The sequence below is a fragment of the Pseudomonas sp. NPDC077451 genome (assembly GCF_044543345.1).
Lineage (GTDB): Bacteria > Pseudomonadota > Gammaproteobacteria > Pseudomonadales > Pseudomonadaceae > Stutzerimonas.
In genome coordinates this window covers 251,380-273,136 of sequence record NZ_JBITVX010000002.1, presented here as the reverse complement: position 1 = coordinate 273,136, position 21,757 = coordinate 251,380, and the positions used below count along the sequence as shown (strand labels likewise).

Annotated in this window: 24 protein-coding genes and 2 tRNA genes; 3 read left to right on the top strand and 23 right to left on the bottom strand. The window is 58.2% G+C overall.

Annotation, left to right across the window (positions count from 1 at the left end):
- Window positions 1-75: 75 nt before the first annotated feature.
- From ACIGHL_RS05045 to dapA, 5 genes are all read right to left on the bottom strand, one after another.
- Window positions 76-480: an OsmC family protein gene (locus ACIGHL_RS05045; RefSeq protein ID WP_216707282.1), complete on the bottom strand. Its 405-nt coding sequence runs from the start codon at window positions 478-480 to the stop codon at window positions 76-78.
- Window positions 481-901: 421 nt separating this feature from the next.
- A tRNA-Ser gene (locus ACIGHL_RS05040) sits at window positions 902-991 on the bottom strand.
- Window positions 992-1,113: 122 nt separating this feature from the next.
- Window positions 1,114-1,983: a phosphoribosylaminoimidazolesuccinocarboxamide synthase gene (locus tag ACIGHL_RS05035; RefSeq protein WP_128119372.1), complete on the bottom strand. Its 870-nt coding sequence runs from the start codon at window positions 1,981-1,983 to the stop codon at window positions 1,114-1,116.
- Between the two features lie 135 nt (window positions 1,984-2,118).
- Window positions 2,119-3,219 carry an NlpB/DapX family lipoprotein gene (gene bamC / locus ACIGHL_RS05030; RefSeq protein ID WP_128119373.1) on the bottom strand — a complete coding sequence of 367 codons (1,101 nt, stop codon included), beginning with the start codon at window positions 3,217-3,219 and terminating at the stop codon, window positions 2,119-2,121.
- 39 nt (window positions 3,220-3,258) lie between these two features.
- On the bottom strand, window positions 3,259-4,137 hold the full coding sequence (gene dapA, locus ACIGHL_RS05025; RefSeq protein ID WP_127838853.1) for a 4-hydroxy-tetrahydrodipicolinate synthase: 879 nt from the start codon (window positions 4,135-4,137) through the stop codon (window positions 3,259-3,261).
- Window positions 4,138-4,354: 217 nt separating this feature from the next.
- Here dapA and ACIGHL_RS05020 point away from each other — a divergent pair, with 217 nt between their 5' ends.
- Together ACIGHL_RS05020 and ACIGHL_RS05015 are read left to right on the top strand one after the other, a co-directional pair.
- Window positions 4,355-4,915 (top strand): glycine cleavage system transcriptional repressor, encoded by a 561-nt coding sequence (locus ACIGHL_RS05020; RefSeq protein WP_045428702.1) that lies wholly within the window; start codon window positions 4,355-4,357, stop codon window positions 4,913-4,915.
- A 16-nt stretch (window positions 4,916-4,931) separates the two neighbouring features.
- Window positions 4,932-5,405: a peroxiredoxin gene (locus ACIGHL_RS05015; protein ID WP_128119374.1), complete on the top strand. Its 474-nt coding sequence runs from the start codon at window positions 4,932-4,934 to the stop codon at window positions 5,403-5,405.
- A gap of 125 nt (window positions 5,406-5,530) precedes the next feature.
- On the opposite strand, the gene ACIGHL_RS05010 is transcribed toward ACIGHL_RS05015, so the two are convergent.
- Window positions 5,531-6,610 carry an AI-2E family transporter gene (locus tag ACIGHL_RS05010; protein WP_064481970.1) on the bottom strand — a complete coding sequence of 360 codons (1,080 nt, stop codon included), beginning with the start codon at window positions 6,608-6,610 and terminating at the stop codon, window positions 5,531-5,533.
- Window positions 6,611-6,629: 19 nt separating this feature from the next.
- Window positions 6,630-6,881, bottom strand: coding sequence for a sulfurtransferase TusA family protein (locus ACIGHL_RS05005; RefSeq protein WP_128119375.1), 252 nt, complete (start codon window positions 6,879-6,881; stop codon window positions 6,630-6,632).
- Between the two features lie 106 nt (window positions 6,882-6,987).
- Between ACIGHL_RS05005 and ACIGHL_RS05000 the strand changes: the two genes are divergently transcribed.
- Window positions 6,988-8,418, top strand: a complete 1,431-nt coding sequence (locus ACIGHL_RS05000) for a M48 family metalloprotease (protein WP_128119376.1) — start codon at window positions 6,988-6,990, stop codon at window positions 8,416-8,418.
- A gap of 61 nt (window positions 8,419-8,479) precedes the next feature.
- On the opposite strand, the gene nadA is transcribed toward ACIGHL_RS05000, so the two are convergent.
- From nadA to ACIGHL_RS04920, 16 genes are all read right to left on the bottom strand, one after another.
- Entirely contained in the window at window positions 8,480-9,538 is a 1,059-nt protein-coding gene (gene nadA / locus ACIGHL_RS04995) for a quinolinate synthase NadA (RefSeq protein WP_128119377.1), read from the bottom strand.
- Window positions 9,539-9,777: 239 nt separating this feature from the next.
- Window positions 9,778-11,274 (bottom strand): succinyl-CoA:acetate CoA-transferase ScpC, encoded by a 1,497-nt coding sequence (gene scpC / locus ACIGHL_RS04990; protein WP_128119378.1) that lies wholly within the window; start codon window positions 11,272-11,274, stop codon window positions 9,778-9,780.
- Window positions 11,275-11,469: 195 nt separating this feature from the next.
- A tRNA-Lys gene (locus ACIGHL_RS04985) sits at window positions 11,470-11,545 on the bottom strand.
- A 52-nt stretch (window positions 11,546-11,597) separates the two neighbouring features.
- Window positions 11,598-12,272 carry a 7-cyano-7-deazaguanine synthase QueC gene (gene queC / locus ACIGHL_RS04980; RefSeq protein WP_128119379.1) on the bottom strand — a complete coding sequence of 225 codons (675 nt, stop codon included), beginning with the start codon at window positions 12,270-12,272 and terminating at the stop codon, window positions 11,598-11,600.
- Window positions 12,273-12,304: 32 nt separating this feature from the next.
- Window positions 12,305-12,952: a 7-carboxy-7-deazaguanine synthase QueE gene (gene queE, locus ACIGHL_RS04975; protein ID WP_128119380.1), complete on the bottom strand. Its 648-nt coding sequence runs from the start codon at window positions 12,950-12,952 to the stop codon at window positions 12,305-12,307.
- 115 nt (window positions 12,953-13,067) lie between these two features.
- A complete protein-coding gene (gene ybgF, locus ACIGHL_RS04970; protein WP_128119381.1) occupies window positions 13,068-13,895 on the bottom strand; it encodes a tol-pal system protein YbgF in 828 nt (275 codons plus the stop codon).
- A gap of 6 nt (window positions 13,896-13,901) precedes the next feature.
- Complete coding sequence (gene pal, locus ACIGHL_RS04965; protein ID WP_045428720.1) at window positions 13,902-14,405, bottom strand: peptidoglycan-associated lipoprotein Pal; 504 nt, start codon at window positions 14,403-14,405, stop codon at window positions 13,902-13,904.
- A 49-nt stretch (window positions 14,406-14,454) separates the two neighbouring features.
- Entirely contained in the window at window positions 14,455-15,732 is a 1,278-nt protein-coding gene (gene tolB / locus ACIGHL_RS04960; protein ID WP_241509044.1) for a Tol-Pal system beta propeller repeat protein TolB, read from the bottom strand.
- Between the two features lie 20 nt (window positions 15,733-15,752).
- Window positions 15,753-16,757, bottom strand: coding sequence for a cell envelope integrity protein TolA (tolA, locus tag ACIGHL_RS04955; RefSeq protein WP_128119383.1), 1,005 nt, complete (start codon window positions 16,755-16,757; stop codon window positions 15,753-15,755).
- Window positions 16,757-17,209, bottom strand: a complete 453-nt coding sequence (gene tolR / locus ACIGHL_RS04950) for a protein TolR (RefSeq protein WP_045428725.1) — start codon at window positions 17,207-17,209, stop codon at window positions 16,757-16,759. The genes tolA and tolR overlap by 1 nt, the downstream gene beginning before the upstream one ends.
- 12 nt (window positions 17,210-17,221) lie before the next feature.
- Entirely contained in the window at window positions 17,222-17,914 is a 693-nt protein-coding gene (gene tolQ / locus ACIGHL_RS04945; protein ID WP_045428727.1) for a protein TolQ, read from the bottom strand.
- Window positions 17,915-17,916: 2 nt separating this feature from the next.
- Window positions 17,917-18,360: a tol-pal system-associated acyl-CoA thioesterase gene (gene ybgC, locus ACIGHL_RS04940; protein ID WP_045428729.1), complete on the bottom strand. Its 444-nt coding sequence runs from the start codon at window positions 18,358-18,360 to the stop codon at window positions 17,917-17,919.
- Between the two features lie 51 nt (window positions 18,361-18,411).
- Window positions 18,412-19,464: a Holliday junction branch migration DNA helicase RuvB gene (ruvB, locus tag ACIGHL_RS04935; RefSeq protein WP_128119384.1), complete on the bottom strand. Its 1,053-nt coding sequence runs from the start codon at window positions 19,462-19,464 to the stop codon at window positions 18,412-18,414.
- A 156-nt stretch (window positions 19,465-19,620) separates the two neighbouring features.
- Window positions 19,621-20,226, bottom strand: a complete 606-nt coding sequence (gene ruvA / locus ACIGHL_RS04930; RefSeq protein ID WP_046161930.1) for a Holliday junction branch migration protein RuvA — start codon at window positions 20,224-20,226, stop codon at window positions 19,621-19,623.
- Window positions 20,227-20,304: 78 nt separating this feature from the next.
- Window positions 20,305-20,829 carry a crossover junction endodeoxyribonuclease RuvC gene (gene ruvC, locus ACIGHL_RS04925; protein ID WP_216706879.1) on the bottom strand — a complete coding sequence of 175 codons (525 nt, stop codon included), beginning with the start codon at window positions 20,827-20,829 and terminating at the stop codon, window positions 20,305-20,307.
- 148 nt (window positions 20,830-20,977) lie between these two features.
- Window positions 20,978-21,724 (bottom strand): YebC/PmpR family DNA-binding transcriptional regulator, encoded by a 747-nt coding sequence (locus tag ACIGHL_RS04920; protein WP_128119385.1) that lies wholly within the window; start codon window positions 21,722-21,724, stop codon window positions 20,978-20,980.
- Window positions 21,725-21,757: the final 33 nt, after the last annotated feature.

Below are 21,757 nucleotides of genomic sequence, written 5' to 3'. Positions count from 1 at the left end.
GTCCCCCTCGCCGAAAGTTTCAGTGCCCTCGGCGCCCACTTGTCCTTTGCTTTGGCGCTAGTGCAGCTTCAGCGCTCAGCCTGCCAACTCGCTGTGCACACGCGTGCCATGCAGCAGGTTGTCTGCCAGCGGACAACGGCGCTCTACCTCGGCGAGGAATTCCTGTTTTTGCTCCAGCGTCATGTCAGCATCGATATCCACCCGAAGACGCACTTCCTCGAAGCCCGGCCGCACGCTGGTGTCACGCCCGAGCAACCCGGCCGGATCGTAGTCCGCCTCGATTTCGAAGCGCATGCCGCGCAGCTCCACCTTGCGCTGATGAGCGAGGAAACGACCAATGGTTCCGAAGCAACCCGCAAGCGCCGCCAAGACCAGCTCCAATGGGCTCGGCCCGGTATCAGTACCGAACGCGGCGCGTGGCTGATCAATGAGTACTCGGTGATTGCCGCAGGCTACTTCGATTGCGAAGCCGTTACCCATGCTGCCTTGAACACTGATGGTCTTCACGTGTGGTTATGTCCCTGAGAAAAGAGCTTTGAGCGCCTGGCGTTCGGTTGATGATGAACCGCGAACCCACCGAACGCCTGCCTGACAACGCTATTCGTATCCCACTGATAATGTGCGCGAACTATATTATATATATTTATATTTTGTATATAAAGAAATGGCTCTGCCGCCAGAACTACTCTGGCAAGCCAATCTGAACAGACTGGGACATCTCGGAAGAAAGGCGCGCGTAGCTCTGGTCCGACTCAAGCACCGGCCACGGGGAAGGATGAGGCGACGCCGGGTGAAGCGGCAGTGGCAGTGGCAGTCGCGGAGCGATGGCTCCACCAGACCAAACCAAATCGCAGAAACGAAAAAGCCCCGTAATCATGCGATTACGGGGCTTCTAGAAGAATGGCGGAGAGATAGGGATTTGAACCCTAGGAACTGTTGCCAGTTCAACGGATTTCGAATCCGTCCCGTTCGGCCACTCCGGCATCTCTCCAGCGGCGCGCATCATAGCAGCTCGGTTTGTTTTGTCTAACCCCAACTGCTCAGATTTTTAACGGCGCCATATCGTGACAGCCAGGCTGGCTGCAGTGATCAGCCCCGCCCGGCCGCCTCCAATTAGCTGGTCAGGCGCGTCAGCGCTTCACGGTATTTGTCGGCAGTCTTCTGGGCCACATCAGCTGGAACAGGCGGGGCTGGCGGCTCCTTGTTCCAGCCGGTGGATTCCAGCCAGTCGCGGACAAACTGTTTGTCGAAGCTCGGCGGGTTGCTGCCTTCAGCGTAACTGTCTGCAGGCCAGAAGCGGCTGGAGTCAGGTGTAAGCACTTCATCCATCAGTGTCAGCTCGCCGTTTTCGTCAAGGCCGAACTCGAATTTGGTATCGGCGATGATGATGCCCCGCGTTGCTGCGTACGCGACGGCTGCGCTGTACAGCGCGATCGAGGTATCGCGCACCTTCGCCGCGAGCTCTTTACCTATGATGGCTTCGCACTGCTCGAAGGAGATGTTCTCGTCGTGATCGCCCACGGCCGCCTTGGTCGACGGCGTAAAGATCGGCTGCGGCAGCTTGGCCGCCTCTTTCAGGCCGGCTGGCAGCTTGATGCCGCAGACAGTGCCGTTCTGCTGGTATTCCTTCCAGCCCGAGCCGACGATATAACCCCGCACGATGGCCTCGACTGCTACGGGCTTCAGACGCTTAGCCACTACCGCCCGCCCCTCGACCAGAGGCAGCTCCGCGGCAGATACAACGTCCTCGGCCTTGTCGCCGGTGAAATGGTTGGGGACCAGCTGCGCAAGCTTGTCGAACCAGAAGTTGGAAATGGCGGTCAGGATCTTGCCTTTCTCCGGGATAGGTTCGGCTAGGATCACATCAAACGCCGAAAGCCGGTCGGTGGCGACCATCAGCATGCGCTTGTCGTCGATCTCGTACAGATCACGCACCTTGCCAGAATAGATTTTCTTCAGGCTGAGGGAATTGGGAGTGGTCATGGCGATTCTCGCGGTTGCCGAACCTACGCCGGCTTGCGCAACAGCGCAGCCGCAACGATTGGATCAGTCATCAAACGAAACAGGCGAAACCGAGAGGTTTCGCCTGACTTGATCGAAGCGGACTGTTTTGCAGAATCAGTCCAGGTTGTCCTTGAGCATATTCAGCACGCGTCGCGAGGTTTCAGCCGGAGCAACGGTGTCGAGATCCTTGTCGAGGGTGACCTGTACCTTGTCCCCCACAGCGGTCACGCGTACCTGATAACGTTCGGCGCGGGCTTCGATTTCTTCGCGGTCAGGGGCTCCACCGAACAAGCGCGAGAAGAAACCTGGCTTCTCGTCTGGATTAGCCGCGCCTTCCGCCAGATTGACGTAGTAAACGCCAAGGCTTCTATCCAAATCCTCGACGAGGATATCGCTCGCAGCTAGAGCACGACCGACGCTCGACCAACCACGGTTGAAATCGGTGTCAAGCTGCAACACTGGCTCGCCGCTGCCGGCTTCATTGAGTGTGACACGGCTTGGCGCGTCGAACTCGCGCTCAGCCAGCAGCGAGGCGGATCCACCTTGTGCGGTGCTGCTGTTCAGCCCTGCCTGCAGCTCATCGAGCAGTACACGATCACGCTCCGCATTCGCCGGGGTGTCCGGCCAGGCAACATCGGTACTACTGCCTGCGGGGCGCTCAACGCTGACCAAGAAGATCTCACTGGTATCACGCTGCACGCCGGGCTCGACGCGAACCCTTACACGGGTTTCGCCTTCGCCCAGGCCAAGGTTGCGTACTAATGCTGGCGAGAGCTGGTCACGGGTCTGCCAGGCGGTGACGAACTCACCGGTCTGAGGCCGCTCTTCGGCAATCTGGAAGCCGTTATCGGTGAAGAACTGACGGGCCGCCGCCCACACTTGCGAAGGAGCACGCATAGCAACAAGCCAGCGCGCATCTTCAGATGTCTGCAGCGTGTAGTCGCTCGCCTCTTCGGCGGCGACAAGACGCTGTGGACGGGGCACTTCGTACTCGCCTGTCGCACGGCTGTCGGCTACTTGCTGGGGGATTGGCAGCAGCGGTTCGATCGGGCGCAGCTCGACATCGCCAGGCACATGCATCGGCGGCACCTGCTGTGCCTGCAGGTAGTCGCTGCCACGGTCGCGGAAGTATCCGTCTTCACCCCACAACCAGCCACAACCGCTGGTTCCAGAGATGATCAAGGCTAGGGTCGAGAGGCCGGCCAATCGCTTCATGCATGTTCCTTCATTATTAAACCAGTACGCCTGAGACTATCAGGCCAGCACACCGGACTGACGCATCGCGTCGCGAAGCGGCTCGTGGCAACGCTGGCTAAGCCAGGTGAGCGGCAGGCGAATGCCGTCCGGTATAAGACCCATCTCGTGCAGAGCCCATTTCACCGGAATCGGATTGGCCTCAAGGAACAGTGTCTGGTGCAGCGGCATCAACAGCGCATTGATGGCACGCGCCTTGTCGGCATCGCCAGCGATAGCAGCGGTACACAGCTCGCTCATCGCGCGCGGCGCAACGTTCGCGGTAACGGAGATGTTGCCCTTGCCCCCCATCAGCATCAGTTCTACGGCAGTGGCGTCATCGCCGGAATAGACGAGGAAGTCCTTGGCGACGCGATCAAGCACCTCCTGCCCGCGCTTGAGATCACCGGTTGCTTCTTTAACGCCGATGATATTCGACACCTTGGCCAAGCGTTCGATGGTTTCTGGCAGCATGTCGCAGGCAGTACGCCCGGGGACGTTGTAAAGAATCTGGGGAATCGCTACAGCTTCGGCGATGTGGCGGAAGTGAAGATACATACCTTCCTGCGTCGGCTTGTTGTAGTACGGCGTAACCAGTAGACAGGCGTCAGCGCCGGCCTGCTTGGCGTTTTCAGTCAGCTCGACGGCTTCACGCGTTGAGTTGGCCCCGGTACCGGCGATCACTGGGATTCGACCGTTGACCTGATCAACTACTCGACGGATCACCTCGATATGCTCAGCCACTTCGAGAGTAGACGCTTCGCCAGTAGTACCGACCGCAACGATTGCATGGGTGCCTTCCTGGAGATGGAAGTCGACCAGCTTGCTCAGGCTATCCCAATCAAGACCACCCTGCGCGTCCATGGGAGTGACCAACGCCACCATACTGCCCGCAATCATGCAACCCACTCCTGCCGGAAAAAGAGAGGCGTAATGGTACAAGGCTCCCGAGCGCTTTGCGAGTACGCTGGAGGCATCAACCGCCGGAACGACTGAGCACCGGCGCGACAGTCAACTGGCTTACTCGGCCGACGCATTCCCTCTGACGACGCTTTTCGCTACCCTTAGCCATTTTCGGCTTGGCTGGCCGACCGATTCATCACCGCCAGGAATCTGCATGTCCACCCCCCCAGTACCCCGAGAACAATTTCTCGTCATCAGCGCCATGGGCCGGAGCCCGATGGCGCTCACCAATGTGCTTTGCCGAGCCAGCAACGAGAATCGCTGCGCCGTGGTCAGTACGCGCCTGACCCGACACGGCGAATGCTGTGCCCTGGTTCTGGAGATCACCGGAAGCTGGGACGCGCTTGCTCGAATGGAGACGGCCCTGCCCGGCCTGGCCAAGAAGCACGAGTTCACCACTAATGTGGTGCGCAGCGAAGCACTGGAGACTCGACCACAGGCGCTGCCCTATGTGGCGTATGTCAGCTCGGCCTATCGTCCAGACATCCTCAACGAGTTGTGCCAGTTCTTTATCGACCATCGTGTCGAGCTCGAAGCCCTTACCTGCGATACCTATGAGGCACCGCAAACTGGCGGCACCATGCTCAACGCGACGATGACCGTCACATTGCCGGCTGGCACGCAGATCAGCTGGCTACGGGACCAATTCCTCGATTTCGCCGATGCACTAAACCTGGATGCGTTGATCGAACCCTGGCGCCCTCAGAACCCTTAATTTAGGAAAGACCACCATGTCCGTAGCCGTTGACCAACCCGTGCCGGCCTTCCAGGCACAGGCGACCAGCAACACGCAGGTCAGCCTCGATGTGTTGAAGGGCAAGCAGGTGGTCCTGTACTTCTACCCGAAGGACAACACTCCGGGCTGCACGACGCAAGGCCAGGGCTTTCGCGATCAGCACAACGCATTCGCTGCGGCCAACACGGTCGTTTTCGGCGTGTCGCGGGACAGCCTGAAAACCCATGAGAATTTCAAGACCAAGCAGGGCTTTCCCTTCGAGCTGATCTGCGACAAAGACGAGCAGCTTTGCCAGCTATTCGACGTGATCAAGCTGAAAAAGCTGTACGGCAAGGAGTATCTGGGCATAGACCGAAGCACCTTCCTCATCGACGCTGACGGCGTGCTGCGGCAGGAATGGCGCGGGGTGAAGGTGCCAGGGCATGTAGACGCCGTGCTGCAGGCCGCACAAGCATTGCACCAGGGCTGATCCGAGCGACCTACCAAGCTCCATCGCAGCAAACCAAGAATGCTGAGGCTACGGCTTGCAGCTTGCCGTGGCCTCGCCTGCTGCGCTCCCCACCGGGCCGCCCTTCCGACGTGCCGCCTTTAAAATTATCCGACGTGCTCCACCACCGGTAGCGTGGCCGGCCGGCGCGGCCAAGCGTAAAGCACGGCCTTGAACAGGGTCGCCAAGGGAATCGCGAAGAACACGCCCCAGAAGCCCCACAAGCCACCGAACAGCAGCACGGCGCAGATAATCGCAACAGGGTGCAGATTCACCGCCTCGGAAAACAACAGCGGCACTAAAACGTTGCCATCCAACGCCTGGATAATGGCGTAGGCCACCATCAAGTAGATGAACTGGTCGCCCAGCCCCCACTGAAAGAGCCCGATCAATGCGATCGGAATGGTAACGACAGTGGCCCCGATATAGGGCACCACCACCGAAATCCCGACGAGCATGGCCAGTAACGCCGCATAGTTCAGCTCAAGGGCGGCGAACACTGCATACGAGACCACACCACAGATCAGAATCTCGATCGCCTTGCCGCGTATGTAGTTGGCGATCTGCACATTCATTTCTTGCGCGACCTGGGTGATCAGCCCTCGCTCGTGCGGCAGGTAACCACTGAGCCAATCGTTAATCTGTTGGCGATCTTTGAGAAAAAAGAACACCAGGATCGGCACCAGGATCAGATAGATCATCAGGCTCAGCAGCAGCGGCAGGCTCGACAACGAAGACGTGAGCATGATTTGGCCATAACGACCGACCTCGCCGCGGATGAAATCGATACCCCGCAGCACCTGCACCTCAGTGAGCAATTGGGGGTAGCGCTCGGGCAGAAGAAGCAGCAGCGACTGCCATTCCACTAGCATCCGCGGGAGCTCGTTGAACAGCGTCAGCACCTGCTGCCACATCAACGGCGCCAAGAACAGCATGCAGACCGTCAGCAGACCGATGAACATCAAAAACACCAGCCAAACCGCTATCAGATGCGGCAGCTTGATTCGCTCCAGCGCACCGACTAACCCCTGCATCAGATACGCCAGCACCAAGCCGGCGATGACGGGGGCCAGCATGTGACCGAGGGTCAACACTGTCGCAAAGGCGACCACCAGCAGAACCCCAAGGACCACCGCCTCCTCATCCGAAAAATAGCGATGTATCCAACTCCGTAACACGTTGAGCATATGCCTTCCTTAACAGCCGTCAGGCCTTGCGCAGCCAGTAACGGTAAAGCCCTTCGTCCGCTTCTTCGTGCAGCAGCGTATGGCCGGCCAGATTGGCGAAACTGCGAAAGTCGCGTTGCGATCCCGGGTCGGTCGCGGTGACCATTAATACTTGCCCGCTGGCCAGTCGATTGAGTTCCAGCTTGGCCTTTAGCAGCGGCATCGGACAGGCCAGCCCGACCGCATCCAGCTCGGCGTCACAGGCCATGCCGGGGGCACCCTGTTGAATCATGTTCATCTCCTCGAAAGGGCTGCAGGATACCGAGCTGCGCCCGGCTCTGGCCAGCGACCCGAGCACAAGGCTACAGTAGCGGTCCCGCCTTTAAGAGCCAGTCTGGATGAAATTGCTGCGCCCTACCCTGCTGACACTTGCCTGCCTGATCGGCCAGCCGGTACTAGCCAACGACCTTCCCTCGCTCGGCGACTCCAGCTCCGGCATCGTCTCGCCAGAGCAGGAGCATCAGCTGGGCAGAGCCTGGCTCAGCCTGTTGCGTGGCCAGGTCCCTCAGCTGTCCGACCCGCTGCTGAAGGACTACTTGGAGCGCAGCGTGTATCGCCTGGCCGAAACCAGCCAGCTACAGGATCGCCGCCTGGAATTCGTGCTGCTCGACAGCCCACAGCTGAACGCCTTTGCCGCGCCCGGCGGCATCATTGGGGTCAATGGCGGATTGTTCCTTCATGCACAGACTGAAGCCGAGTACGCCTCGGTACTCGCGCACGAACTGGCCCACCTGTCGCAACGCCATTTCGCGCGCGGGCTGGAAGCGCAAAAACGTATGCAGCTACCACTGATGGCGGCCATGCTCGCCGGTGTTGTCGCCGCTGCGGCTGGTGCAGGCGATGCCGGCATCGCAGCCATTATTTCGACCCAGGCGGCGGCAATTCAATCTCAGCGTCGTTTCTCCAGACAGAACGAGCAAGAAGCCGACCGAATTGGCATCATCAACCTCGAACGAGCCGGCTACGACCCGCGCGCCATGCCTGAGATGTTCGGCCGCCTGATGCGCCAATATCGTTATGACCAGAAGCCACCAGAATTCCTTCTCACCCACCCGGTCACCGAATCACGCATTGCCGACACCAAGAACCGCGCCGAGCAATACCCCGATACAGGCGTCGAAGACAGTCTGAAGTATCAGTTGCTACGTGCTCGCATGGACCTGAAGTTCGAAAGCACGCCAGGGGTCAGCGCCAAGCGCTTCCGCGCGATGCTAGCGGACGATCCGAACCTCGACGCGGCTCGCTACGGGCTGGCGCTGGCGCAGATGAAAAGCGGCCAGCTGAAGGAAGCCACGTTGAACCTTGAGCCATTGCTGGCAAAGGAACCGGACGATGCCACCTACAACCTAGCCCAGATCGAGCTGGACATCACGGCTAACCGCCTTGCCGCCGCGCGCGCGCGGTTGCAGGGCTTGCTTATCCTTTACCCAGGAAATTATCCGGTACGCCAGGCGAATATTGATCTGCTGATCAAGGAAAACAAACTGCAGGATGCCGAGCAGGAGCTTGACGCTCTGGTGGAAGCCCGGCCACAGGACCCGGACATCTGGTATCAGGTTGCAGAAATCCGTGGCCTCACCGGCAACATCATCGGCCTGCATCAGGCCCGCGCGGAATATTTCGCACTCGTTGGGGATTATGATCAGGCAATCGAGCAGTTGGACTTCGCCAAACGTCGCTCGAACAACTTCCAGAGCGCGGCACGAATTGATGCCCGACAGAAACAGCTGATCGAAGAAAAACGTATGGTTGAGGACATGTTGCGTTGAATCCTGCAGCAGCCTCAGGCTGCCACAGGATTCAGGCCCACAACCCGCCCAAGCTCTTGCATCAGGCGTTGCCAGCCTGCCTGATGCGAGCGGCCTGAGTGAATTCAAGCATGCGCTTGAGCGGCTTGACTGCTCGCGGAATCAAAGCCGGATCGACCCGTATCTCATTGCTGCCAGTGCGCAGGCACTCAAGCGTGCGCTCGAGTGTATTCATCGCCATCCACGGGCAATGAGCGCAACTCCGACAGGTGGCGCCACTGCCGGCCGTCGGCGCCTCAATGAACTGCTTGTCCGGGCAAAGCTGCTGCATTTTATAAAAAATCCCGCGATCAGTCGCGACGATGAACGTCGGGTTCGTCAGGGTCTGCGCCGCCTTGATCAGCTGACTGGTCGACCCGACCGCGTCGGCAAGGGCGATCACCGATTCAGGCGACTCTGGATGGACTAGCACTGCTGCGTCCGGATACAGCGCTTTCATGTCCTCCAATTGCTTCGACTTGAACTCTTCATGGACGATGCATGCGCCATCCCAAAGCAACATGTCGGCGCCAGTTTCACGCTGCACGTAATTTCCGAGGTGCTTATCGGGGGCCCAGATGATCTTCTCGCCGTTATCCATCAGGCTTTCGACGATTTCCAGCGCACAACTGGAGGTGACGACCCAATCGGCACGTGCCTTTACCGCGGCGGACGTGTTGGCATAAACCACAACGGTACGCTCTGGATGCTGGTCGCAAAATGCCGAGAACTCTTCGACCGGGCACCCAAGGTCCAAAGAACAGGTCGCCTCCAATGTCGGCATCAGGACCCGCTTCTCGGGATTGAGGATCTTCGCCGTTTCACCCATGAACTTGACGCCTGCCACGACCACCGTCTGCGCGCAGTGCTCGTTGCCGAATCTTGCCATCTCCAGCGAATCCGAAACGCAGCCGCCAGTTTCCTCGGCCAATGCCTGGATCACCGGGTCGGTGTAATAGTGCGCAACCAGCACCGCGTTTTGCCGCTTCAGTTCGGCGGCGATATCACTGCGCAACTGCGCCTCCTGCTCAGGCGTCAGCGGCTTGGGCTGCTTGGCCGCCAGGTGAGCCTGCACCAGAATACGTTCGGGGATATGCGTCATGTTCGCTGGTTCCTGCAAGCACGGCGGTGTACGAGCCGCCGATTATAGCCATCGAGGCCGAGAATACGGACGTAGCGAAGGAAGAGATGAAGCGAGGACGGGCCGAGCCTTTCACCCCTGCCGTTACCAAGGGGGCGGAATACTAGCCGAAGCTTTCAGAAAAGTGAAAGCGGATGGGGAAACAACAAAAGATCAGCCTGAACTGAAAAGCCCGCCGACTTTCGTCGGCGGGCTCTGCATCACTTGCCCTTGAGCATGTGTCCACGCTCTTCGAGGTTGGTATGCCAATCCATCGCTTCGTGCAGCAGGTGTGGCGTCTGCCCACCCTTCTTACAAGCCGCATCGAAGTAAGCATTCAACGCATCGCGGTAGGACGGATGCACACAGTTGTCGATGATCGCACGAGCACGCTCACGAGGCGCCAAGCCTCGCAGGTCAGCCAGGCCCTGCTCGGTTACCAGAATGCTGACATCGTGCTCGGTGTGGTCGACGTGCGCGACCATCGGAACCACGCTGGAGATATTGCCGCCCTTGGCGATCGACTTGGTGACGAAGATGGCCATATGCGCATTACGGGCGAAGTCACCCGAACCGCCGATGCCGTTCATCATCTTGGTGCCGCCAACGTGGGTCGAGTTGACGTTGCCGTAGATGTCGAATTCGAGTGCGGTGTTGATGCCGATGATGCCGATACGACGCACCAGCTCCGGATGGTTGGAAATCTCCTGGGGACGCAGAACTAGCTTGTCCTTGTATTTTTCCAGATTGCCGAACACGCGGCTGTTGCAGCGCTCGGACAGGGTGATGGAACAACCGGAAGCAAAGACCATCTTGCCCGCGTCGATCAGATCAAAGGTGGAGTCCTGCAGCACCTCGGAGTACATCACCAGATTTTCGAACGGCGAATCGATCAGGCCGCACATCACGGCATTGGCGATGTTGCCGATACCGGCCTGCAGCGGGCCGAGACTGTTGCTTAGACGACCTGCATCGACTTCCTTCTTGAAGAAGTGGATCAGGTGATTTGCGATGGCCTGAGTCTCGTCGTCCGGCGGCGTGACAGTGGAATAGGAATCAGGCTGATCCGTGACAACGATAGCGGCGATCTTCGCCGGGTCGATCGGGATGGCGCCGGTGCCGATACGATCATCAACTTTCAGCAGCGGGATCGGCTGGCGATTCGGGCGCTCACCCGGGATGTAGATGTCGTGCAGACCTTCCAGATTCGGGTTGTGTGCCATGTTCAGCTCGATGATCACCTTGTCGGCAAACAGAGCCAGGTTGGCAGAGTTGCCCACCGACGTGGTCGGCACGATGTGACCATCTTCTGTGATCGCAACGGCCTCGATAATTGCGAGGTCGGGCTTCTTGATCTGGTGGTTACGCATTTGCTCAACGGTGTGCGACAGATGCTGGTCGATGAACATGACCTCGCCCGCGTTGATCGCCTTGCGCAACGCTGCGTCCGCCTGGAACGGCATACGACGGGCCAGCAGGCCAGCCTCAGCCATCAGCCCGTCCAGATCGTTGCCAAGGCTGGCACCGGTGATCAGGCTGATTTTCAGCGGATTTTCCTTGGCACGCTTGATCAGCGCCATGGGAACGGCCTTGGCTTCACCGGCACGGGTAAAACCGCTCATGCCGACAGTCATACCGTCGAGCACATGAGTAGCGGCCTCGTCGGCGCTCATGACCTTGCTATGCAGGGAGGACAAGCGGATGCGATCAGAATACATTTGAGCCTCGAACCACTGAGAAATCGGAAGATGGCAGTCTAGTACGTTTAAAGACGCTCGGGTCACATACCAAGGTCGTAGAGGAACTGACCTTAATAACCGTGTCGCACGCTTGGTCTTATAGCTTTATAAACTGCGGATATAAAAAAGCCGGATGACCTTTCGGCCTCCGGCTTTTTCGTTCCCTAGGGAATTTGGTGGGTCGTGTGGGATTCGAACCTACGACCAATTGGTTAAAAGCCAACTGCTCTACCAACTGAGCTAACGACCCGATGCGGAGCGCATGATACTGATTTGATTGAGTAAATCAAGTTTTTTTTGAATCACTTGTAGCGTGTAGGGTCAGGGACACCAGCTTCGCTGAAGCCGGCTGCACGTAATCGGCAGCTGTCGCACTTGCCACACGCGCGCCCATCTTCGTCTGCCTGATAGCAGGAAACGGTCATGCTGTAGTCGACACCTAATCGCTCGCCAGCTTGGATGATCTCCCCTTTGCTTAGGTCCTGCAGCGGGGCATGAATGGAAAACCCGCGCCCTTCTACACCCGCCTTGGTGGCGAGATTGGCCAGCCGCTCAAAAGCCTCGACAAACTCCGGACGACAATCTGGATAGCCTGAGTAGTCGACTGCATTCACACCAATGAAAATATCCCGGGCGCCCAGCACCTCAGCCCAACCCAATGCCAGCGAAAGAAACAGGGTGTTGCGTGCCGGCACGTAGGTGACAGGTATTCCTTCTCCTAGCTCTTCAGGCACGGCGATACTGCTATCTGTCAAAGCCGATCCGCCAATCCCGTTAAGATTCATACCAATCACTTTGTGCTCAACTACGCCCAAGTGCTGAGCCACCCGCTCCGCAGCCTGCAGCTCTGCGCGATGACGCTGGCCATAATCGAAACTCATGCTGTAGCAGGCATAACCGTCAGCTTTGGCCATCGCGACCACGGTCGCCGAATCGAGCCCGCCGGACAAAAGGATTACAGCTTTCTTGGAAGTCATAGTTAAAGCCCGTCGAAAACCTTTGCGACCAGTCAATGCCCAGCCGCATCGTTCCAGAGAATTTTGTGCAGCTGCAACTGCAGACGCACCGGAAGGTTGTCGGCGACAATCCAGTCGGCCAGCGCCCGCGCCTCTACCTGCCCATGGCTGGGTGAAAAAAGCACTTCACCCGCCCGCGTTTCTAGTCTGTACTCGATCAGCTTGGTCACTGCCCAATCGTAGTCTTCACGCGAGCAGATCACGAACTTGACTTGGTCGTTGCGCGTTAGATGACCGATGTTCTCGTAGCGGTTGCGTGCCACTTCTGCTGAGCCTGGCGTTTTCAGGTCTACCACCCGACTTACCCGCACGTCAGTCGCCGAGATATCCAAAGCGCCACTGGTTTCCAGAGAAACTTCGTAGCCGGCGTCACATAAATGCCTAAGCAATGGTATGCAGCTCGGCTGGGCCAGTGGTTCACCACCCGTGACGCAAACGTATCGCGGCCGATACGCGGCGACGCGTGCCAAAATGGCATCGAGCGGTATGACCTCGCCGCCGCCGAAGGCATAGGCAGTATCGCAGTACTGACAGCGCAGCGGGCAGCCGGTCAGGCGGACGAACACAGTGGGCAGGCCAGTGGTGCGCGTCTCGCCCTGCAGCGAATGGAAAATCTCGGTGATTCGCAAGGTATGGTCCATATCAGCCACGGGCGTAACGGCTAACAGGCCATCCGCCTCCGTTGCGGGAAGGGGCCGCGATTCTAACGAAAAAACCCGCCGGAGGGGCGGGTTTGAAGCAGAAGCAAGGGATGGCCTATCGATTCAGTTGACGCTGAGCCAACTGCGCAGCTGAGCTGTTCGGATAATCGGCAATGACCTGCCGAAGAATCCCGTTGGCCTTGTCACGGTTACCCATACGCAACTCGACATCCGCAAGTTTGTACAGCGAATCGGGCACCTTGTTGTGCTGAGGATACGCCTGGCTGACCTTGGCGAATGCCTGTCCGGCACCTTGCAGATCACCTTTGGCGAGATTCACTTCACCCAACCAATATTGAGCATTACCTGCATAGGGACTACCGGGGTACTTGCGTAGGAAAGCGGCAAATGCCTGACTGGCTTTGTCGAAATCCTTTGCTTTGATCAGATCGAATGCGGCGTCGTAATAAAGCTTTTCCTTTTCAGGATCAGCTGACTGACTGCTCGCCGTTTGCGCTGTTGAGGTGCCTGTGGGCGCCTGCGCGGTACCGCTAGCGTCAATTGCGCCAGCGGTCGAAGAATTCTGGCTGGTCGATCCACCCGAAGAGGCGGCCGACAAGCGACGGTCTAAATCTTGATATCGCTCCAGCCCTTCCTGTTTCAGGCGCTGGATGTCGTTCTGTTGCACTTCGAGCATGCCGCGCAATTGCGCAATCTCTTCCTGCATTTGCTGCAACTGCACGAAGAGCATGCCCTGCGCCGAAGACGGAGCTGACGCTCCGCCCCCGGCATAGGCACCGCCAGTATCCGCCCCGGTTGAATAGCCCGACCCAGCCGCACCACTTTGGTTTTGCGAGTCGTAGTCCACTACCGGAACCTGGGCCGCCGCAAACAGCGGCAGTCCAAGTGCAAAAAGCGTCAGAGCATAACGGTGCTTGAGCATGGCTTATTACTTACGCAGTTCAACGCGACGGTTCTGAGCCCAGGACTGCTCGTCGTTGCCCATAGCAACCGGACGCTCCTCACCGTAGGAAACCAGTTCCAGCTGTGCAGGCGATACGCCCTGCAGAACCAGATAACGCTGAACAGCCTTGGAACGACGCTCGCCCAGAGCCATGTTGTACTCACGAGTACCACGCTCGTCAGTGTGGCCTTCCAGAACAACGCGGTTGCCAGCGGACTTCAGATCCTTGGCATGAACGTCCAGCGCGCGCATGGCTTCCGGCTTCAGGTCCGAGCTGTCGTATTCGAAATAGAAAGTAGTGATAGCGCGCAGAGCAGCTTCTTCGCTCATGCTGCCGTCAACGGCACCACTGTCGGCACCATAACCAGCGTTCGGATCAATGGCAGAGGAACCTTCGCCAGAATCGTCGCCGCCCTTGGACGAACAACCAACAGCTACGGCCATAGCCAGAGCCAGCGCAGCGAACTTACCGAATTTCAGCATTTCCATGTGTAACAACCCCAGGTGTGTTTTGGTTAGATAAAGCGTTGATACCGCATCAGTTCAGGTAAGGGGACCACGATGGCTCACGGACTTCGCCTTGAGCAGTAGGAAGCGGGAGCCTAACTCGACCATTGATTGATACGAGCATCAAGACTCCCCGGCCCTGCTGGCGGGTCGCGTAGATTAGCATGGTGCCATTAGGCGCAACAGTGGGCGACTCATCTAAACTTGTCTCGGAGAGGATGCGCAGATTCCCACGCTGCAGGTCTTGCGCCGCCACCTTGAAGTTCGTGTAACCCTCCTGACGATGGATCATGACCAGCGTCTTCTCATCGGCCGACAACTTAGGGTTAGCGTTGTAGTTGCCCACAAAGGTAACGCGCTCGGCGTTATTGGTGCCAAGACGCTGCTTGTAGATCTGCGGCTTGCCGGCGCGGTCTGAGGTGAAATAGATGGTTTGGCCATCAGCACCCCAGAATGGCTCCGTGTCGATCGCATAATGGTCAGTGAGACGCTGCAACTGACGCGAGCCGAGGTCCATCACATAGATCTCGGGATTGCCGTCCTTCGACAACACGAATGCCAGGCGATTGCCATCCGGCGAAAATGCTGGCGCACCGTTAAGCCCCTCGAAATTGGTGATCTGTTCGCGACGACCGGTATCGATGTGCTGCATGAAGATGCGCGGACGCTTCTGCTCAAATGAAACGTAGGCGATACGGCGTCCGTCCGGCGAATAACGTGGGGAAAGGATGGGCTCTCGGGATTGCAGCAAGGTCACCGCCCGAGCACCGTCGTAGTCGGAGCGTTGCAGGGTATAGCGAGTATTGGCGCCACCAAGACGCTCGACTGTGACATACAGCAGACGGGTCGAGAATGCGCCTTTGATGCCCGTGAGCTTTTCGAAAGCCTGATCGGACGCGTAGTGCGCCATGTCCCGCAGCTGGTCTTGAGAACCACCGACAGTGCCAGTCAGGATCTGCTGTTCGGTGGCTACGTTGTACACCTCGTAGCGGATCTGCAGCTTGCCGGCAGCCGGAGTGATACTACCAACCATGACGTACTGCGCGCCGAGCGCCTTCCAGTCCCGAAAGATGATCTCAGTGCCACGAGTGGGCAGACTGATCATGTTCTGCTTGGGAATCGGCTGGAAGATTCCGGAATTGCGCATGTCATTGCCGATTATCTCGGCCATGTCTTCAGGCAGGACAGTCCCACCCTGCCAGCCGAACGGCACCACTGCGATCGGGATCGCCCGGTCCGCGCCGCTGGTAACAACGATGTTCTTCTCCTGGGCTGTGGCATTACCCAGCACAAACAAGAGAAGAACGATGAAACCTCGAAGGTAATTGATCACAACGCAAGATCCTCAGGCGTAAACGTCATCGTGAACGAACGATACGGCTGAAAGTCCTGAGCAGAGAGCCCCTGCATCTCGGTCAGCCGACCGATATTCTTTACTGCCGCTACTGCGGAGCTGTCGAACGGTGCATCGCCACTGGAACGTGAAACAGTCGCAGCGGTAATGGTGCCGTCCGGCAGCATGTTGACTCGTAGCGTTACCGACATGTTATTTCGCGCCGACGGTGGCCGAGTCCAGTTTTCAGCAGCCCGCATGCGAATCAGATCATCAAAATTCCCCGCGGTCTGGTCGCCCTGTGTATCGGCCATCGCCTGCTGTCGTTCCGTATCATCCGAAAGTAGCTCGGCCAATGCTTGTGCCTTTTTGTCTTCAGCAGCCTTTCGGGCAGCCTCGGCTGCGGCTTTTTTCTTAGCCTCCTCGGCGGCCTTCTTCTTTGCTGCCTCAGCAGCCGCTTTTTTCTTCGCCTCTTCTGCGGCTTTCTTTTTCGCCGCTTCGGCAGCGGCCTTCTTTTTCGCTTCCTCGGCGGCTTTTTTCTTCTGCACTTCTTCGGCCGCTTTTTTCTTGGCTATCTCCGCCTGCTTCAGCTGCTCGGCTTTTTTTGCTTCATCTGCTTTCTTGGCTTCGGCGGCTTTCTCTACTGCATCAGCCTTGGCTACCTCGGCCTTTCGAGCCTCATCCGCCTTTTTTTGTTCCGCAGCTTTTGCGGCCGCCTGCTTTTGCTGTTCGACCTTACGCTGCTCCAACTGCTCGGCTTCATACTGCTTAGCAGCGGTCTTCTGCGCTTCGCCCGCAATTTTCTGGTTCGTTTGTACTTTGGCCTGGCTCTGGGATTTGAGCTGATACAGGGTGGCCTGGACGATAGGCTTGGACGGCGGAAGCTCCGGCGTCATGGCGAAGCTAACGAAGAGCATCCCAAAAATAATGACATGCAGGCCCACCGCCAAAATGGTGGGCCAGTAGAGACTCTCAGAGCGCGAACGATCCAGCTGTTGCATCAAGGCGCCTCGGTAATCAGGCCGACGTTACCCACGCCCGCTTCCTGCAGCCCGCCCATCGCTGCCATTACCGAACCGTAATCCACGGCTTTATCGCCTCGCACGAAGACCTGGATCTGCTTACCCTGACTGCGGTTCTGGTTCATGATCGCGGTGACCGCCTTGGTCATTTCCTCGAGCGTCAACGCCTTGTCCTGAACGGTATCGGTGTCGACCTCGCTGCCAATGTTCCAGTAATAGGTCTTGTCGGCTTTGATCGAGATTGTCAGCACCTGCGCATCGTTATCCTGAGGCAGCACTTCGCTGCTGACCTTTGGTAGGTCCACCTTCACACCCTGGTTGAGCATTGGGGCGGTCACCATGAAGATCACTAGCAGTACCAACATCACGTCGATGTACGGCACCACGTTCATCTCGGCGACGGGTTTGCGTCTGTTGCGAATTCTTGCCATGGCCAGCGGGCCTCAATCTTCGGAGGTATGAACTTTGCGATGGAGGATCGCCTGGAACTCGTCGGCAAAGGTGTAATAACGACCGATGAGCATCTCGCCACGCGCCGCGAAGCGGTTGTAAGCGATGACCGCTGGAATTGCCGCAAAAAGCCCGATTGCCGTGGCAATCAGTGCTTCGGCGATACCAGGCGCAACGGTGGCTAGAGTGGCTTGCTGAACCTGCGCCAGCCCGCGGAAGGAGTTCATGATGCCCCACACGGTACCGAACAGGCCGATATAAGGGCTAGTCGAACCAACGGTTGCCAGGAACGGCAGGCCCTGCTCGAGCTTTTCTTCTTCGCGGGAGATGGCCACTCGCATCGCACGATTCACACCATCCATAACCGCGTCCGGATCGACGCCCTGCTGCTGACGCAGGCGGGAAAACTCTTTGAAACCTGCCCGAAAAATCTGTTCGACGCCCGAGTCCGGGTCCGGATTGCTTCCGGCCTGCCGGTAAAGCTTGGACAGGTCGATACCCGACCAGAAACGCTCCTCAAAAGCGTCCAGCGCCCGCTTGGCGGCTCGGATCATATTGCCGCGCTGAAAAATCAAGATCCATGAAGTCACCGAGGCGCCTACCAGGATCAGCATGACCAGCTGAACCACAAAGCTGGCGTTGCTGATCAGGCTCCACATGGACATATGATCGACGTTGGATTCCACGCTTACTCTCCTGCTGGGGGTAGACCCGACCCGACGAAAGCGACACGAAGCAGCTCGGGAATGGGACGGGGTTTCAAACTCTCGGTGCGCACACAGGCCACCACGAACTGCCCTTCACAGAGCAGCACATCATCGTCAGCTCGCCGCACCTGCTGCTTGAAACGCAGGCTTGCACGCTTCACCTCGACCACTTCGGCTGTTACCAGCAACTCATCGTCCAGACGCGCCGGGGCGTGGTAACGCGCTTCACTCGAATGCACGACGAAAAGCAGGTCTTCACCAACCAGCTGCGACTGGGCAAAACCCAGGCTACGCAACCGCTCGGTACGGGCCCGCTCCATGAACTTTAGGTAATTGACGTAGTAAACGATGCCACCCGCATCGGTATCTTCGTAATACACGCGACAGCGATGGGAGAACAATTGAGCTTGTGATTCCGCGCGCATACTAGTGCCAGGCCCTGCAATTGCCAATCGGGTAAAACAAAGAAATTTTCGTCACTCTGTGTCGCCACCGAAAAGGTCGGGAGTCGGCGTATCTCCCAAACGTTTTGGCAGATTCAAACCAAAATGCAGATAGGCGTGACGCGTGACGACGCGCCCCCTCGGGGTGCGCATGATGTAACCCTGCTGGATCAGATAGGGCTCAAGCACATCCTCGATGGTGTGACGTTCTTCGCTGATAGCAGCTGCGAGGCTGTCGATGCCAACCGGACCGCCATCGAACTTCTCGATCAGCGTTAGCAGCAAACGGCGATCCTGGTGATCCAGACCGCGCTCATCGACATCGAGCATGTTCAGCGCGAGGTCTGCGGTATTGCGGCTGATTTCGCCATTACCACGCACTTCGGCGAAGTCACGCACCCGACGGAGCAGGCGATTGGCAATACGCGGCGTACCACGGGCGCGACGGGCGATTTCGACCGCCCCTTCCGCCTCGATAGGTAGACCGAGGATTCCGGCTGATCGAGTTACGATCGTTGCCAGGTCAGCCGTCGAGTAGAATTCGAGACGCTGGACGATACCGAAACGGTCGCGCAGCGGATTGGTGAGCATGCCGGCCCGCGTCGTCGCGCCAACCAGCGTAAACGGTGGTAAGTCGAGTTTAATCGAGCGTGCCGCGGGGCCCTCACCAATCATGATGTCGAGCTGAAAATCCTCCATCGCGGGATAAAGCACTTCCTCCACGATTGGCGACAGTCGATGGATCTCGTCGACGAACAGGACATCACCCTCTTCCAGGTTCGTCAGCAACGCCGCAAGATCACCCGGCCGTTCCAGCACGGGGCCTGAGGTGCTTTTGATCGAGACACCCATTTCCTGGGCGATGATGTTGGCCAGCGTGGTCTTACCCAGCCCTGGCGGACCAAAGATAAGCGTGTGATCCAGCGGTTCTTTGCGCCCACGCGCCGCACGGATGAAGAGATCCATCTGCTCGCGCACCACCGGCTGACCAATATATTCAGCAAGACTCAGCGGGCGGATGGCGCGGTCGAACTGCTCCTCGCGGTCCCGACCGGTGGCAGTTATCAGACGATCAGCTTCGATCATAACCGCTCACCCTTGCTGAGCTCCGAATCAGGCAGAGCGCAGATGGATTGCGAGATCAGACACCACACGGACAACTCGCCGCGGTCGCAGGGAAGCGAATAACGCTGCCCCACCAACGTGACGAGCAACTCAGCAAAAAAAGCTCGAGCAACCACGTCAGACCATTCCCTTCAGTGCACGGCGGATTAGGTCTTCACTGCTCAAATCGTCTTCCTGTACGGCGGCTACGGCACGGCTCGCCTCTTGCGGCTTGAAGCCAAGGGAGATCAGCGCGCTGACGGCATCACTCTCGGCGCTTGAGACTGCCACAGCCCCCCGAGGTTCCGCCACCAAGGTAGCGATGGACGGCATGGTCTCCCAGGCCTTGAAGCGATCCTTCAGCTCGACCAACAGTCGCTCTGCGGTCTTCTTGCCGACTCCGGGGATTTTGACCAGCACCGAAGTGTCCTGCGCCTGGACACAACGTACCAGTTCATCCACCTCAAGGCCGGACATAAGGGCCAAGGCAAGCTTAGGCCCGACACCATTCAGCCGAATCAGCTCCCGAAACAGTTCGCGATCGCGCTTTTCGGCAAAACCGTAGAGCAGATGCGCATCTTCACGCACCACCAGATGGGTGTGAAGCGTGACTGGCTCACCCACCGAAGGCAGGCGATACAGTGTAGTCATGGGTACTTCGAGCTCGTAGCCGATGCCGTTGACATCGAGAATCAGATGAGGCGGTTGCTTTTCCGCCAAGGTACCGCGCAAGCGTCCAATCACGTTGATACATCCTCGTTCAATCGATCTTTAGTCGATCGGATTGCTCATACAACCTTCAAACAACACCGGTGAACTCAGCTACAGCCGCAGGCGCCCGCCTCTTCGCTTAGCACCGGCAAGACCGTGTGGAATCAGGCTCTGACGATGATGTGCATGACACAGGGCAATGGCCAGAGCGTCAGATGCGTCGATTTGCGGTTTTTGCGTCAATTTCAGCAGATGCATCACCATCATCTGCACCTGCTGCTTATCCGCCCCGCCAGTTCCTGCAATCGCTTGTTTAACTTGCGTGGCGGTGTACTCAGATATCTCTAACCCGTGCTCAGCGGCCGCTACGATTGCAGCCCCTCGCGCCTGCCCCAACTTCAATGCGGAGTCGGCGTTGCGCGCCATGAACACCTGCTCGATGCCCATCGTCACAGGACCATGGAGCCTAATGACTTCGCTGACGCCGCAGAATACCGCCTGCAAGCGCGCCGAAAGCTCACCGCTGCCGGTCCGAATGCAGCCCGACGCTACATATTCGCAGCTGCGACCGTTATCCCGCACTACGCCGTAGCCGGTGATCCGTGAACCGGGGTCTATCCCCAGAATAAGCGTCATTCAGTCGCCATACTGTCTATTTATCCAGCCACCAGTATAAGGACGCCCCGTCGTGGCGACCAGCGACATCACGGGACACCAAGCTCAGCGCCAATAAAAAGCCGGAAGCACACTCGGTGACTTCCGGCTTTCTACTTAACGCAACGGATCAGTCCAGCTGTTCCATGATTTCATCTGGAATCTCAGCGTTATGGTAGACGTTCTGTACGTCATCCAGATCTTCTAGCGCATCAATCAGGCGAAGCACTTTCTGCGCAGTCTCGAGCTCAGTGACCGGCGCAGCGATCGACGGGATCATGGCGATGTCCGCCTCGTCACCCTTGAACCCGGCCGCTCCCAGCGCCTCGTTGACGGCATGAAAATCTGTAAAGCTTGTAGACACCAGAGCCGAGCCGTCTTCGCCCATTTCCACATCGTCGGCGCCGGCTTCAAGCGCCGCCTCCATCAATGCGTCCTCTTCTACGCCCGTCGCAAAGCTGATCTGCCCCTTGCGATCGAACATGTAGGCCACCGACCCATCCGTGCCGAGGTTTCCGCCGTGCTTGCTGAAGGCATGACGCACCTCAGCTGCTGTACGGTTACGGTTGTCTGTCATGGCCTCGACAATGATGGCGACGCCGCTAGGCGCATAGCCTTCATAGGTCAACTCGACGACATTGTCGGCCTCGTTGTTGCCTGCGCCGCGCGCAATGGCACGGTCGATGACGTCCCGCGACATGTTCGCAACCAGTGCCTTGTCGACCGCCAAGCGCAGACGTGGATTGTCTGCGGGAATAGGCCCGCTCTTAGCGGCAACCGTCAGCTCGCGAATGAGCTTGGTGAAGATCTTGCCGCGCTTGGCGTCCTGACGCCCCTTGCGGTGCTTGATATTGGCCCATTTGGAATGACCAGCCATTAACTGCCTCCCTTTCCGATCAACTTTTCATCT